The 13,846-nt window shown below is 66.3% G+C and carries 13 protein-coding genes; 6 read left to right on the top strand and 7 right to left on the bottom strand.

Features of this window, described 5'->3' with window-relative positions:
• Positions 1–81 precede the first annotated feature (81 nt).
• From H3H55_RS31125 to H3H55_RS31110, 4 genes are all read right to left on the bottom strand, one after another.
• Complete coding sequence (locus tag H3H55_RS31125; protein WP_048243087.1) at positions 82–714, bottom strand: LysE family translocator; 633 nt, start codon at positions 712–714, stop codon at positions 82–84.
• A gap of 210 nt (positions 715–924) precedes the next feature.
• On the bottom strand, positions 925–1,806 hold the full coding sequence (locus H3H55_RS31120) for a PASTA domain-containing protein (RefSeq protein ID WP_193101649.1): 882 nt from the start codon (positions 1,804–1,806) through the stop codon (positions 925–927).
• Between the two features lie 81 nt (positions 1,807–1,887).
• Entirely contained in the window at positions 1,888–2,220 is a 333-nt protein-coding gene (locus H3H55_RS31115; protein ID WP_193101647.1) for a DUF2322 family protein, read from the bottom strand.
• A gap of 90 nt (positions 2,221–2,310) precedes the next feature.
• Positions 2,311–3,012 (bottom strand): flavin reductase family protein, encoded by a 702-nt coding sequence (locus H3H55_RS31110; protein ID WP_193101645.1) that lies wholly within the window; start codon positions 3,010–3,012, stop codon positions 2,311–2,313.
• A 284-nt stretch (positions 3,013–3,296) separates the two neighbouring features.
• Between H3H55_RS31110 and H3H55_RS31105 the strand changes: the two genes are divergently transcribed.
• Complete coding sequence (locus tag H3H55_RS31105; RefSeq protein ID WP_129516333.1) at positions 3,297–3,623, top strand: thioredoxin family protein; 327 nt, start codon at positions 3,297–3,299, stop codon at positions 3,621–3,623.
• A gap of 10 nt (positions 3,624–3,633) precedes the next feature.
• On the top strand, positions 3,634–4,053 hold the full coding sequence (locus H3H55_RS31100) for a secondary thiamine-phosphate synthase enzyme YjbQ (protein WP_129516334.1): 420 nt from the start codon (positions 3,634–3,636) through the stop codon (positions 4,051–4,053).
• Positions 4,054–4,073: 20 nt separating this feature from the next.
• Here the strand turns inward: H3H55_RS31100 and atsR are convergent, their stop codons facing one another.
• Genes atsR through H3H55_RS31085 form a run of 3 tightly spaced genes read right to left on the bottom strand, consistent with a single transcriptional unit; the run spans position 4,074 to position 7,312 of the window.
• Positions 4,074–5,885: a hybrid sensor histidine kinase/response regulator AtsR gene (gene atsR / locus H3H55_RS31095; RefSeq protein ID WP_193101642.1), complete on the bottom strand. Its 1,812-nt coding sequence runs from the start codon at positions 5,883–5,885 to the stop codon at positions 4,074–4,076.
• 1 nt (position 5,886) lies between these two features.
• On the bottom strand, positions 5,887–6,390 hold the full coding sequence (locus tag H3H55_RS31090) for a molybdopterin-dependent oxidoreductase (protein WP_193101640.1): 504 nt from the start codon (positions 6,388–6,390) through the stop codon (positions 5,887–5,889).
• Positions 6,391–6,439: 49 nt separating this feature from the next.
• Positions 6,440–7,312 carry a response regulator gene (locus H3H55_RS31085; protein WP_129516337.1) on the bottom strand — a complete coding sequence of 291 codons (873 nt, stop codon included), beginning with the start codon at positions 7,310–7,312 and terminating at the stop codon, positions 6,440–6,442.
• A gap of 358 nt (positions 7,313–7,670) precedes the next feature.
• Here H3H55_RS31085 and H3H55_RS31080 point away from each other — a divergent pair, with 358 nt between their 5' ends.
• The 4 genes from H3H55_RS31080 to H3H55_RS31065 all read left to right on the top strand — a co-directional run bounded on the left by H3H55_RS31080 (position 7,671) and on the right by H3H55_RS31065 (position 13,780).
• Positions 7,671–8,264: a tetratricopeptide repeat protein gene (locus tag H3H55_RS31080; RefSeq protein WP_193101638.1), complete on the top strand. Its 594-nt coding sequence runs from the start codon at positions 7,671–7,673 to the stop codon at positions 8,262–8,264.
• A gap of 117 nt (positions 8,265–8,381) precedes the next feature.
• Entirely contained in the window at positions 8,382–9,209 is an 828-nt protein-coding gene (locus H3H55_RS31075; RefSeq protein ID WP_193101637.1) for a hypothetical protein, read from the top strand.
• A 115-nt stretch (positions 9,210–9,324) separates the two neighbouring features.
• Positions 9,325–10,353 (top strand): hypothetical protein, encoded by a 1,029-nt coding sequence (locus tag H3H55_RS31070; RefSeq protein WP_129516340.1) that lies wholly within the window; start codon positions 9,325–9,327, stop codon positions 10,351–10,353.
• Between the two features lie 364 nt (positions 10,354–10,717).
• Positions 10,718–13,780, top strand: coding sequence for a hybrid sensor histidine kinase/response regulator (locus tag H3H55_RS31065; RefSeq protein ID WP_193101635.1), 3,063 nt, complete (start codon positions 10,718–10,720; stop codon positions 13,778–13,780).
• Positions 13,781–13,846 lie beyond the last annotated feature (66 nt).

Below are 13,846 nucleotides of genomic sequence, written 5' to 3'. Positions count from 1 at the left end.
GATTGTTTGTCGGCGGCCTGAATTCGACCAGCTAGCCGAACGGGTATCGGGCCTGCCGGTGCGCTTCGGGAGGACGCGAGATCAGTTCCGCCCCGCTACCGCAAGCCGTGCCGCGAGCCCCACGAACACAGTGCCGAGCAGGTATTGCGGCAGCTTCGACGGGCGGCGGCGCGCGCCGATCCGCTGGCTCAACCGGCTCGCGGAGAGAATGACCGCGCCGTTGACGACGATCCCGATCAGGTTGAGCACCGTCGCAAGCACGAGAATCTGCACGGCAATCGAACCGTGCTCGGGCCGCACGAACTGGGGGAACAGCGCGAGCACGAACAGCGCCATCTTCGGATTCAGCAGGTTCGTCGTCAGGCCCTGGCGGAAGATCGTCGCGGTCGAGTGGCGCCGCTGCGACGCGACGGGCGACAGCGCGGTCGCATCCGAACGGAACGTTTTCCACGCGAGATACAGCAGATACGCGGCGCCCGCGAAGCGCACGGCGTCGTAGGCGATCGGCACCGCGACAAACAGCTGTGACAGCCCGAGCGCGGCCGCGAGCGCGTGGCAGTAGGTGCCGGCCTGAATGCCCGCGAGCGTCGCGAAACCCGCGCGCCGTCCCTGGCTCACGCTACGGGACGCGATCAGCAGCATGTCGGGGCCCGGCGTGGCGGTCAGCGCGAGACACGCGCCGGAAAACAGCGCGAGCGTGGAGAGGTCGATCATGGGAGTCCCTTTCGTCGGAGCGACGCAAAAGGGAGGTCAGTTTAGGAGCGCGCGCGACGCGGGTCAATTGCGCGAATGGGCGATGATCCGGCGCTCAGGTTGCGCTGGGTATCGACGCATGCGTCCCGCCTCAGGCACGACGATGCGGCCCGCCGCAGACTCGACGGCGCGCGCAGGTGCTGCGTCATGCGCGCACGGCCGGAGCACACGTCACGGCTTGCGGCACGCGACCTGATAGTCGATCACGGTGTTATCGGACGGTTTGTCCGGCTCGCCGCCGACTGTCGTCACGCCGAGCACGCCGGCCGCGTTCCGGTATCGCAGCGCGCAATAGCCCATGCCGGTGCCCGAACAGGCTTCGGCTTCGATGATGCCGTGCTTCGCGAGCGTAGCCGCGCCGTCCGTCGCGTCCGGCTTTTCACGCGGACGCAGCGGCTGCCAGCCATGCGCAATCAGGACCTTGCGCGCCGCGTCGAGCGGCTTGCCGTAGACGTTGGGCACGACCGTGCGGCCGCCGCAGTACGTATGTTCGGCGGCGACGCGGGTCAGGCGCAGGCCGCCGTTCTCTTCGTGCAACTCGCCGACCGGTGGCGCCGGGCCGTCGCCGCCCCAGATCAGCAGCGCGCCGTTTTCCAGTGAATCGGCCGAGCCGAGCTGCCAGTCTGCCGCGCGCGAGGTATAGCCGAGCGCGACGAGCGTCGTGCCGTCGTACACACCGATGTTGCCGTTGCGCGCGAAACAGATCGCACTCGTGCCGGGCTTGAATCCGCTCGCGAACGTGACGACCGTGTAGCGGCCGAGCGGCGCCTCGGAAGTCACGATCCAGCCGAGCTTCGCGACGTCGCGGCCGGCCGCCGTGGTCAGCTTCTTCACGCGGTATTGCGCGCAGAAATCGTCGAGCGAGCCGTTCTCCGGTGAGCGCGGCAGCGCAGCGAGCGGCACCAGCGATGCGCCGGCGATGTCGGATGCCGTATGCAGCGGTTCGGCCGATGCCGTGCCGCCGAGTGCGGCGCAGGCAACGGCCGCGATCGAAGCGAAAGCAGTGTGCGACGCAAGTCGGCGGGCAAACGGCAGGGCAAGGAAGCGGGACACGCGGGCAGTCTCCGGGGAAAGAGGTACGGACGCGATGATCGCGGGTTTCCGCGCGCGTGTCAGGGGCGTGTCGCCGGCGACTCAGCCCTTCGCGACGACGTCGATGCGCAGCGCTTCGCCGCCGGCGACGATCGCCAGCAGTCGATCGACGTTCGGATGCGCGCCCGGACGGTTGCGCGCGTCGGCCGTATGTTCGGCGAACACGGCGAGGCCGTGCTCGGCGGCTTTCGCGTCGAGCGTGCCGAATGCGTGCTGCAGGTAGTTGTACACCGCGAGCGAGCCTTGCTTGCCCGGCTGGTTCTCGATGGTCGCGACCACGTCGCCGCTCGTGCCGACGAGATCGATGCGCGCGATACCGTCGATGGCCGGCAGTTGCGCGAGGTTGTCCTTGAATACTGGGGTCGGTTGAATCACTGAAAACACTCCGTCGGTTCGGTCAGGGGCCAAAGTGCGTGGCCGGCCGTATCTTATCCGATCGGCCTCGGCGCACCGGCCGGCCGCGCATCACCGCCCGGCGTCGACCACTACCCCCGCCTCGCGCGAGCGCTCGATGTCGGGACTGCGATACGCGCGCTCGGGAATCTCGGCGAGCCGCGACGGGTGTACCTGCTGCGGCGCGAGGCCATAGAACTTCTGGAAACTCATAATCAGCGGCGACCACTTGTCCGGATCGATGCGGTCCGGATACCCGTCCATCAGCAGGTCGGGATGCGCGTGGACGCGCTGGATGCGCAGTTCGAACACGCGGATGTAGCCGCGCAGGTCGGGCGCTTCTTCACCGATCCCGTGCGTGGCCGCGACGACCGCTTCCATGTGCACCGGACATTCGAGCGCACGCGGCGGCGCGACGGTTTGCGACGCCGCTTCAGCGAGCCCGGCCGTGCCGAACTTGTCGGGTTCGAACACATAACCTTTCGCGCGCTTCCCGTCGGGCACCGGATACGTGCCCGTCGTCCGCGCGATCCGGTCGACCGCATGCGCCTGCGCCGCCGACGGCAGGTTCAGCACGCATTCGCCGGTACGCATCAGGTTGCGGGTGGTCTGCGAACTGGCGGCGATGCCGATCACGCCGCGCCAGCCGAGCCAGAACGCGGACGAGATCGGTGCGAGATTGGCCGTGCCGTCCTCGTTAAGCGTGCTGACCAGCACGACGGGCGTGCCGAAATAGAGGATGTTCGGTTCGGTAACGCGATGCGGAGCATTCATGGTCGGAGCCTTCGTTGACGGGATCAGTCTGTATGCTGATCCCGTCGCGACGGCACGGCGCTCCGAATCTTGTCGTGTCATTCCGGCGGGGGCGGAACGATGGAGGAACGGGTATTACGCGCCATGCGCAGGCGGCGCCAGGAAGGCGGCGGGCGATTTCGACGGCCGGTTTCCGCGTCCGCGCGCGCCGGCAGCGCACGGGCTTTTCCGCTACAGTAGGACAGCGCGGACGGCACCCGCCGACCCTGCGCGGTCACGTTCCGGAATTCCACATGAGGGCCCCGATGCACACTCCGCAACGCTATTCCGAAGACGCGCCGACACGCGCTGAAGTCGACGCACTGGCCGGCACCACCGTCATCGAATTCGGCACGAACTGGTGCGGGATCTGCGCGGGCGCGCAACCGGCGATCGTCGCGTCGTTCGCCGCGCATCCCGCCGTGCGGCACCTGAAGATCGAGGACGGCCCGGGCCGCCCGCTCGGCCGTTCATTCCGCGTGAAGCTGTGGCCGACGCTGGTGTTCCTGCGCGATGGCGTTGAAGTCGCGCGCGTCGTGCGTCCCGCCGACGCGAAGCAGATCGAAGCCGACGGCTTCGCCGCGCTCGCCTGACACTACGGCCATGCAACAAGCCATCACGCACATCGGCGTCGACGCACGCGGCAGCGGCCTCGTCGAGTTCACGTCGCAAGTGCGCGCGTTTGTCGACCAGCAGTCGATCCGCACGGGCCTGCTCACCGTGTTTTGCCGCCATACGTCGGCGTCGCTGCTGATCCAGGAGAACGCGGATCCGTCGGTGAGGCGCGATCTCGAACGCTACTTCGCGACGCTCGCGCCCGAGGACGACACGCGCTACGAACACGATACCGAAGGCGCCGACGACATGCCGGCGCATCTGCGCACGGCGCTCACGCAGGTGCAGCTGTCGATCCCGGTCGAACACGGGCGCATGGTGCTCGGTACGTGGCAGGGGATCTACCTGTTCGAGCATCGTCGCGCGGCGCACCGGCGCGACATCGTGCTGCATCTGATCGGAGAGTGAACGGCGCGTGAGCGGCGCGCTCAGCCGAGCAGCTTCTCGACGAGCGTGCCGAGTTCGCGCAGGTGGACGGGCTTGGGCAGGAATTCGTCGAACACCTGCTTGTTCTCGCGCAGCGCGGCCGATTCATACGCGCTGACGCCGAGGATCGCCGGATGCCGGCCGTCTTCGTCGGGTTCCGCGACCGCGCGAATGCGCCGCGCGACTTCGAAGCCGCTCAGGTCCGGCAGTTCGAGATCGAGTACCACGATGTCGTAGCGGCCCGTGCCGAAGCGCGCGACGCCTTCCTGCCCGGTGCCGCACAGGTCGGCGTCGATGCCGAGCGCCGACAGCATCGCGCCGAGCGTTTCGCGCGCGTTGTCGTTGTCGTCGACCACCAGCGCGCGCCGGTCGCGGTGCGCGGCGGCGTGCGGTAGCGCGGGCACGTCGCTGGCCGCTTCGTTCGTATCGGGTGCCTCGGCCGGCAGCGTCACGACGAATTCGCTGCCTTCACCGACGACGCTGCGAACATCCACATGCCCGCGCAGCGTCGTCACGATTTCGCGCACGACGGCGAGCCCCATGCCGATCCCGTCCACATGCAGGCCGACCGCGTCGTTCGCGCGGTAGAACGGCTCGAAGATCTTCGACAGATGCTGTTTCGCGATGCCGGCGCCCGTATCGCGCACGGCGATGGTCAACTGCTGGCCGGCCGGCGCGTCGGCGAGCGTGATCGATACCTTGATCGACCCGCCGAGCGTGTACTTGACGGAATTCTCGATCAGGTTCGACAGCACCTGTCGCAACAGCTTGCGGTCCGAACGGATCGCGAGATCGTGCGGCTCGACCTGCTGCGTGATCGCGATCCGCTTGGCCGCGATCTTCTTGCGCAGCGGCTCGATCACTTCGATCAGCAGCGACGCCATGCCGACTGTTTCCAGTTCGGCGAGGCGCTTCGTCGAGCGCAGCTTGATGTAGTCGGTCAGATCCTTGACGAGCGCTTCGAGCGACAACGCGGAATTCTGCAGCCGCCGGATCGTCTTCAGGTTCGCGTCGGACTGCGGGCGCGCGAGCAGGATCTCGATCGACCCGCAGATCGCCTGGAGCGGCGTGCGCAGCTCGTGGCTGACCATCCCGAGGAAGGCGTTCTTCGCCTCGATCATCTCGAACGCACGGTCGGACGCCTTGCGTTCCGCGTCGAGCGCCGCGTCCTGGCGTTCAAGCAGGTCGTCGCGCGTACGCATCGTATAGAACAGCAGCAGGAACAGCGCGCACAGAATCACGCCGAGCACGCTGCCGAGGATCAGGATCGCCCGCTGCTTTTCCTTCAGCTGATGGAACGTGAAGTCGCGCTGCGCCATCTCGATCGCGCGGAAGTAGTTCGCGAGGCCGTTGACCTTCGGCCAGTACGCGTTGACGTCGTCGATCACGTGCTGCGCGTCCTTCGGCTTGTCGCGCAGCAACGGCACGTCATGCTTCAGGCGCGCCATGAATTCGCCGAGCGCGTCGATCTCGTTGCGCGCGCGCGGGATGCGCAGCCAGTATTCGGACACCTCGGACGGCCGCTGCAGGAACCCGAACGACACCGACAGGCTGTCGAGTTGCATCTGCACGTGGTCGAAGTCGTCGTCCTCGTGCGTCGCGTAGAGGATCAGTTGACGGTCGAACCGTGTATAGACGTTCCGGTATTGCGCGGCGGTCCAGAACACGCCTTCGCGCGGCCCTTCGAGCACGCCTTCGTTGACCGAGGTCGCCAGCAGGTCCCACAGCAGGAACGCCCATGCGGCGAATCCCATGATCCACAGGGACCCGAGGACCAGGATGATTTTTCTATTTTTCCACCGCCGGCGTTTCATTTCACTTCACGGTCAGGCCGATGATCTGCCACGCGAACTTCGCTTCGCCGAGCGGCGTCTTCAGCTCGTCGGGATACTGGTCGCGCGGATACATGATCCACAGCGGGCCGTAGTTGTCGTTGCCGAGCACCTTGCCGTTCATCGTCCGCGCGAGGATCACGCCGTACCGGTCGGCGTCGGACACGGGAATCGTGAACGTGTATTCGTCGATGCAGCGGAATTCGATCTGCGTGCCGTGCGCGCCGACGGTCTTCAGAATGTCGGACAGGCGCGGGCCGGTGAAGGTCGCTTTCGGCGTCCAACTCGTCGACGTGACGATCGTATGCTGCGGCAGCGCCATCAGCGCCTGCTCGGAAAACACGTAGACCTTCTTGCCCTGCTGGTTGCTCTTGTCGATCTTGCCGTCGACCGTGAACGTAAACGACGAAGCGGCCCATGTCGCGGCGGCCAGCCCGAGCAGGCAGGCCGTCAGCAGGCTCTTGGTCCAGATGGTCGAAATTCGCATGTCTTTCCCTCGGTCATGTCGTTGTTGGTTATTGGTGGTCGCTCCGGCCTCAGCTCGCGACGGCCGCGGCCGGCAGCGTGATCTTCAGTTCGCGCGCCACTTCGGCGAACAGGATCGGCAGGCGCACCGGCTTTTCTTCGCAGCGCGCGTTGTAGTGCGACACGATGTGCGCGATCTCGTCCTCGCTCGCTTCGCCGGTCGAGATCTTGCCGGTCAGCAGGAAGATCGGCGCGCCGCTGTTCTCGCTCGAACGGATGCCGCGCACGAGTTCGGCGGCGGTCTGGTCGCCGAGCATCCAGTCGAGGATGTAGCCGTCGAAATCCTCGACCTCCAGCGCCTTGCGGAACGTCGCGCCGTCGAAGTACGGGATCGCGTTCACGCCTTTTTCGATGAAATATTCACATACCGTTTCGGCGACGTCCTGCGAATCGTCCACCACGGCGATCCGCGCCGCATACACGTTCGGCTGGGTTGAGCGCAGCTCGACGACGTCGACCGGATACGTGCGGCCCTCGCGCGCATGTTGACGTTCTGTAACGATCCATTCGCCTTGCCACTGCAGCGCGACGAAATCCGTTTCGATCTGGCTGCTGGCTTTCGCCGAGATCGCGGCCCGGCAGCGAAAGCGCCGCGACTCGATCACGAGCGTCGCGTCGATCATCTCGACCGCGGCCGGCTGCGTGCCCTTGTCGTCGAGCAGGATCGCGGGCGGCACGCTGAAGTGCGTCGCGATGTCCTGCAGTTGCGACAGGTTCCACGGGATCAGGCCTTTCATCTTGCGCGTGACGACCGAGAAACTGAGGCCCAGCACATTCGCGATCGTCGTGTTGTGACTTCGCGGCGGAATGCCGTTCCGGTTCAGGAGGTCGCGCACCTTGTTGGCGGTGATGAGATCGACGTTGGCCTGCTCGCTGTTGGACATCTCGATGGGGTCTCCAGGGGTTTTGGGCGAGGAAGAGCATATCAAAAGTGACGCGTCATGCAAGCTTTGAAAAAGCGAATGACCTTGACATGCCATTTTTCTTCATTATTATTGCTCACCACGTCACCTTTGTTTGTCGCGTCATGTTTTGAGATCGATACCGGCGATAACCGGTCGAGCGAAAAGCGACGGCAATGAAGCAGTGACTGAACGATTCGAAGAGAGAACCTGAGAGAGCCTTGGATAGCGTGTCGGCGTCGGCGGATTGTATCCGCTGCGCCGCGCGCAGCCGGGTGCGAGCTCACGGGGGTGAAAGCTCGAAGAATTGCGGCGCAAATAAAACTTGAGGAAAGTACCAATGTACCGCCGTTTACTCGCACCGGGGCTGCTGTTGCTGCTGCTGCTGGCCGCGTGCGCGCAGGATCCGTCCGTGACGAGCAACACGGTGCGAATCTGCGACGACACAGGCTGTTCAGATCGTCCCAAAGATCAGGTCTCCTACCAAAAGAAGAACGATACGGAAGACCGGGAAGAGCCGCGCATCGTTGCGCTCAAGCAAGCCGCGAAGACCCAGCCGAAGGCCGCGTACGACCTCGGCCTGCGTTATTTCCGCGGCGACGGCGTGCGCCAGGACAGCTACCAGGCACTCAAGTGGATGCGCGACGCAGCCGAGCGCGGCGACCTGCAGGCGCAGAAGGCGCTCGGCAGTTTCTACCTGTTCGGTCTCGAGGAAATGGGCTCCGATCCGCGCGAAGCGGACAAGTGGCTGTCGATCGCGGCAGGCCGCGGCGACAAGGAATCGAAGAAGCTGCTCGAGCTCGCGCGCAAGGCCAAGAAGGAAGACGAAGAAGACTGGAAATGGCGCACGCAATGGCGTGACGTCTATTACGGCTACTGGTACTCGGGCTATCCGTACTACGGCGTCTGGAATCAGACGTACTGGTACTACTGACCGGGCTGGAAGCAACGGGGCGGCAGCGGGGAGACCACCATCGCGCCAAGCCCGGGGGGCTTACGAAGTTCGCACGAACACATAAGCCGAACAACGACTCACTCGATCGATAACGACATGAAGACCATCCTTTCCCATCGTCTCACTCAAGGTGCGCTGGTCGCAGCGCTTTGCGCCTCCGTCGCGGGCTGCGGCGGCGTGGTGACGCCCGGCGGCCAGAACGCCGGTGTGACGGGCGCGGCAGCAGGCGGCACGAGCGCCGGCGCCGATTCGGGGCTGCAGCGCTGCGCGTCGCCGCTCGGCACGATCGCCGTCGACGACGGCCGCAATGCCGACTGGTGGGGCCCGTTCGGCAGCGCGACCAAGATGACGACCATCGATCCGCTGCTGCGCCTGGCCGTGCAGCAGTCGAACTGCTTCGTGATCACGTCGATCGGCAACCAGAAGAGCGACGCGCGCCTGTCGCGCATCACGCAGCTGCAGCGCAACTCCGGCGAATACCGCGCGGGCTCGAAGCAGCAGAAGGGCCAGCGTGTTGCGGCCGACTACTACATGGAACCGCAGATCGTCATCAACGATTCGCCGATCGCCGGCATCGGCAGCATGATCGGCGGGCTGATCGGCAACGGCGCGGTGGCGGCGGTGGCCGGCCACCTGCAGACGAAGGCATCGGTCGTCACGCTGACGCTGTTCGACGTGCGCTCGGCCGTGCAGATCGCGGCGTCGGAAGGCAGCTCGACGGCGACCAACTACGGCGCGGCGCTCGGTGGTTTCGGCGGCGGCGTGGGCGGCGCCCTTGCGGGCTTCTCGACGACACCGGAAGGCAAGGCGACCGTCGTTGCGTTCATCGACGCGTACAACAAGATGGTCGTCGCACTGCGCAGCTACAAGGCGCAGGACGTCAAGGGCGGCCTCGGCCGCGGTGGCCAGCTCCAGGTCAACTGACGTTCATGGGCCGGCGGTGTGCCGCCGCCCGATTCCTGATTCCCGACGGTCCGTGCGCGCGGTGTGATACGCGCGTACCGGCTTCTCTCGTCCTTTACGTTTCGAGGTGATCCTGATGAAAGCCGCTGCATTGATCGCATTGACCTGTCTGGCGCTGACCGCTTGCGGCGGCGACGACGCTTCCTCGCCCGCAGCGTCCGGCGGCGGATCGGGCACGAGCAATAACGGCGGAACCGGTGGCACTGGCGGCACGGGGTCGGGCGGTACCGGAACCGGCGGCACCGGGACTGGCGGCAGCGGCGGTTCGGGCGGCAGCACGCTGACGCTGCGCTACGACGCACAGCCGACCGCGGCGGATCAGGCGAGCTTCCTGACGCTGCTCAACAGCGAAGGCGCGAAGGGCTACCGCTATCTCGGCGACTACTTCTACAACGCATCCAATGGCGGGTCGCGCTCGATCTTCGTGAGCGACGGCACCGTTCAGACGTACACGTACCAACTGCAGGCGACGCCGGCCGACATGCCGGGTTTCGTCAGTCAGGCCAACACGCAAGGCGCAAGCGGCTACCGATACGAAGGGCCGCTTACGTACGGCTATCTCTATCGCAAGGACGGCGGCTCGTCGGCCACTTACACGTACACGACGACCGGCTTGCCGGCCGACCCGAACGCATTCCTCACGCAGGCGAACGGCCAGGGCCAGTCGGGCTACTGGTTCCTGGGCCCGATGGCGGTCGGATCGGCGCAGGCGAACGTGTACATGAAGAACAACGCGTCGAACGCGACCTATACGTACGATGCACTGGTGCCGACGACGACCGTCAGCGACTTCATCGCGCAGGCCAACAGCGAAGGCGCGAAGGGCTATCGCGCGAAGGGCGGGATGCTGTTCGGCAGTACGATCTCGTGGGTCTACGTGAAGGACCAGACGCAGTCGCCGACCTTCACGTATCAATCGGCCACGATCCAGTCGACCGGCGCCGCGTTCGTCCAGCAGTCGAACACGTACGGCGCGCAGGGCTCCGCGTATCTGAGCGATCTCGCGCTCGGCACAACGAGCCCGGTGATGGCGTCGTTCTATTTCAAACCGACGAACTGCACGGGCTTCCTGTGCACGACGCTCAACCCGCTTACGCAGAACTGAACCGGCCGTCGTTCGCCGGTTGTCCATGTGCCTCGCCGCTTGCGCGGCGTCTCCGCGGGGGCCCGCCGCTTTCGGGCTCGCCCCCGCTTTTTTCCTCATTCCTTCCCCTCTCGGCCGCGCGTCGCATGTTTCGACGCACGGCTGGGACGCGTCCTGTTGCGGCCCTTTACGGCATCGAATCTAGGTCAAGTTCTAAAAATCGATTCAATGACACTTGACATGTACGAAACGGTTCACTCGGGGTGGACGCTCGTACACGCGTTTGGCATCGTCGGAATTCATTCCATCTTTTCCATGGTGAGTTCCGGCGAGGGCTTGCGATCCGAATCGGCATTGTTCGAGGTCGCGGCCCCCGCCGCGCGTCATGCCGCAGAGTTCGCTTCAATCCCTCCGCCGCTATCTGAGCATTTCGGTGTTCGGTGGTGGCATCGTCGTTACGGTCCTGGTCCTGATCGCGTGCGGTCTCGGGATGGTGGCGATCGTCTCGGGCCATGTCGAGGGCGAGCGGCGCAACTACCTGAACGGGCTGGAGCAGACGCTCAACGAGATCCAGGTGAGCGAGACGTCGTTCCGCAACGGCGTCGCGAATGCGCAGCTGATATGGCGCGAGGCCAATAGCGCACCCGCATCGGCTGTCGATGCATTCTTCCGCGATGACCAGCGCATCGCGATCCGGCCGCATCCGTCGCTCGTGCTCGGCGTGCCCGGGCAAACCGGCGACCGCGCCGAGGTGGCGCGCTACCTGTCGCTGTCGGTGCTGCTGTCGCGCATCTGTGCGGCGAGCTCGATCAATCGCGGACGCACGCTGGAGGGCTACCACTACAGCACGCGCACGGGCATGTTCGGGCTGGTGCCGAACCGGAACCGCGACGATCCCGCGCTGGTATCGCCCGACGATCGCGCACGCGTGCTGGACGCACTGCGCATCGATTTCGAGCGCGCGTATCCGGGTGTCGTCGATGCCCGCCCGCACGTGCGCTGGCTGGCACCGTTCACCGATCCCGTATCGGGGCAGCCACGTATCCGGATCGCGGCCGAGGCGCACGACAACGGTAAAACGTTCGCGGTGCTCGCGACCGAATATCCGCCCGAGTACCTGTTGTCGTGGCTGGCCGACTATCGTCCCGAAGGCGCGTTCACCATCACGACGGCCGATGGCCGGCTCGTCGCGATGGATCCCGCCGTGGGTGACGCCGGTCGCGCGGCGCGCCTGCTGGCGCTGGCTCCGTGGCGGGGCGGCGCGTCGTCGGGCTCGCCGGTGTTCCGCGACGGTTTCCTGCTGTTTCACGGCAAGCTCGAATCGACGGGCTGGACGCTCTCGTACGCGTTGTCGTGGGCTGACATCGCGACCGGCGTCGCGCGTTCGGCAGGCACGCTGGTGGCGGCGACGCTGCTGACGCTCGCGGTCATGTGGGGGTTGTTGCTGCGCTTTTACCGGCGCGAGTTCGCGCCGCTCTACGCGCGCTCGCAGCGCGTGTTCGACAGCGAGGCGCTGTGCCGCAGCGTGATCGAGATGGCGCCGATCGGGCTCGGGCTGATCGCGCGCGACGACGGGCATTTCCTGCTCGCGAGCCCCGCATTGACGGACATGGTCGCGCGGCTCGGCGGCGACTATCACGCGCTGTCGAACCAGGTGGCTGCCGCGTGGCAGGCGCATGTCGCGAGCGGCGACGCGAGCGGCGTGCTGCACGACGATCTGCTGCTCGGCGGTGACGAGGCCGCGCACCTGCATTTCGAATTCATTGCGTGCGGCGCGCGTTACCAGGGCGCGGACGTGCTGATTGCGGCGGTCGCCGACACGACCGCGAAGCGGCAACTCACGCAGCGGCTCGAAGAGGCCGTGCGCGCAGCCGATTCAGCCAACGCCGCGAAATCGTCGTTCCTCGCGGCGACGAGTCACGAGATCCGCACGCCGCTGAACGTGATCCTCGGCAACCTCGAACTGCTCGAGCGCTCGGCGCTCGATGCGGTCCAGCACGGCCGGGTCGGCACGCTGCGCACGTCGGCGACGAGCCTGCTCGCGCTCGTCAACGACATTCTCGATTTCTCGAAGATCGAGGCCGGCGCGATGCGGGTCGAGTCGATCGAGTTCGACGTGATCGCGACGGTCGCGCGCGAGTTGAGCGCATTCGCACCGATCGCGAAAGCGAAGGGCGTGCAACTGTTCTGCGAGGTCGACGCCTGCAGCACGCAGCGGATGCGCGGCGATCCGACACGGCTCGCTCAGGTACTCGGTAACTTGCTGAACAACGCGATCAAGTTTACGGATGCGGGCCGCGTGACCGTGCGTTGCGCCGTCGTCGCCGGCGGCCACGATGGGCCGGCGTTGTCGATCGCGGTCGAGGATACCGGGATCGGCATTGCCGCCGAGGATCGGCACAAGCTGTTCAAGGCGTTCTCGCAGGTGGATACGTCGATCATGCGGCGTTATGGCGGCACAGGGCTCGGGCTCGCGCTGTGCGATCGGCTCGTCGCGGCGATGGGTGGCCGCATCGAGGTCACGAGCGAGCCGGGCATCGGCAGTTGCTTCACGATTCGATTGCCGCTCGGCACGGACATCGCCGCGCGCGGCCGTCCGCGCAGTGTGCACGCATGTGCGCTGACGCTCGTTGCCGCGCAGCCCGAGTGGCGCGAATTTGTGTTGCCGCATCTGCGTGCGTGGGGATTCGACGTCGACGTGTATGACAGTCCGTCGCGCCTGTCGGGCGAACTGGCGGGCCCGGTCGTGTTGGTCGGCGATCCCGACACCTGGTCGCACGTGGAACTGGGCAGCCTGCGCGGCTGTGCGCCGCTGATTCTGGCGACGCGCGACGGCCCGCTCGAACCGCACCGCGCGGGCGGTACGGTGCGCGTATCGAGTTATTCGCTCGGTGGTCTGCGCGCCGCGCTGACGTGCATCGAATCGTGTCCCCGCGAAAGTGCGATCGCCCGTTCATCCTCCGCCGAGCCGTCGCACGTCGATATCCGGGGCCGGCGGCGCACCGGGCCCGTGTGGCTGCAGCCGTTCGTCTCCCGTGCATTGCGCGTGCTGGTTGCGCATGACGAAGCCGTCGACGGATCCATTTTCCGCGAGCAACTGCATGCGCTCGGCTGCACGGTGACCGAGGTCGAGTCCGGGCGCGCGGCGCTCGAATCGCTGGCCGGCGGAGGCTGGGACGTGCTGCTGATCGGTGGCGACCTGCCCGATCTGCCCGCGCACGAACTGGCCGAAGCCGCGCGCGGCCGCGCCGCGGCGTGCGACGTGCTGGTCGTCACGTCGTACATGACACCCGAAGGCATGCGCCGTTGCATCGCGGCGGGCGTGCGGCGCGTGCTGACGAAACCCGTGACGCTCGCGCACCTGCGCGGCGCGCTCGCGCCCGCGTGGCAGCGGTGCGACGCGGCAAGCAGGACGGCCGATCGCGAGGCGGCATTGCATGGCGGGTAATCGGCAACAGTGAATTCAGCAACGCATGTCCGAGATAACAAAGGCAGGGGACCGACGCCTGTAGCG

The organism is Burkholderia sp. Z1 (assembly GCF_014893795.1).
Taxonomy (GTDB): Bacteria; Pseudomonadota; Gammaproteobacteria; order Burkholderiales; family Burkholderiaceae; genus Burkholderia; species Burkholderia theae.
Note: the sequence above shows the minus strand (reverse complement) of the source record. Positions and strands in the feature narration are given on the sequence as shown.

Bases quoted from the DNA above. Each gene is read 5' to 3' on its own strand.
- H3H55_RS31090 (WP_193101640.1), bottom strand. From the start codon at position 6,390: ATGCGAATTTCGACCATCTGGACCAAGAGCCTGCTGACGGCCTGCCTG.
- atsR (WP_193101642.1), bottom strand. From the start codon at position 5,885: ATGAAACGCCGGCGGTGGAAAAATAGAAAAATCATCCTGGTCCTCGGG.
- H3H55_RS31125 (WP_048243087.1), bottom strand. From the start codon at position 714: ATGATCGACCTCTCCACGCTCGCGCTGTTTTCCGGCGCGTGTCTCGCG.
- H3H55_RS31070 (WP_129516340.1), top strand. From the start codon at position 9,325: ATGAAAGCCGCTGCATTGATCGCATTGACCTGTCTGGCGCTGACCGCT.
- H3H55_RS31110 (WP_193101645.1), bottom strand. From the start codon at position 3,012: ATGAATGCTCCGCATCGCGTTACCGAACCGAACATCCTCTATTTCGGC.
- H3H55_RS31075 (WP_193101637.1), top strand. From the start codon at position 8,382: ATGAAGACCATCCTTTCCCATCGTCTCACTCAAGGTGCGCTGGTCGCA.
- H3H55_RS31065 (WP_193101635.1), top strand. From the start codon at position 10,718: ATGCCGCAGAGTTCGCTTCAATCCCTCCGCCGCTATCTGAGCATTTCG.
- H3H55_RS31100 (WP_129516334.1), top strand. From the start codon at position 3,634: ATGCAACAAGCCATCACGCACATCGGCGTCGACGCACGCGGCAGCGGC.
- H3H55_RS31080 (WP_193101638.1), top strand. From the start codon at position 7,671: ATGTACCGCCGTTTACTCGCACCGGGGCTGCTGTTGCTGCTGCTGCTG.
- H3H55_RS31105 (WP_129516333.1), top strand. From the start codon at position 3,297: ATGCACACTCCGCAACGCTATTCCGAAGACGCGCCGACACGCGCTGAA.
- H3H55_RS31085 (WP_129516337.1), bottom strand. From the start codon at position 7,312: ATGTCCAACAGCGAGCAGGCCAACGTCGATCTCATCACCGCCAACAAG.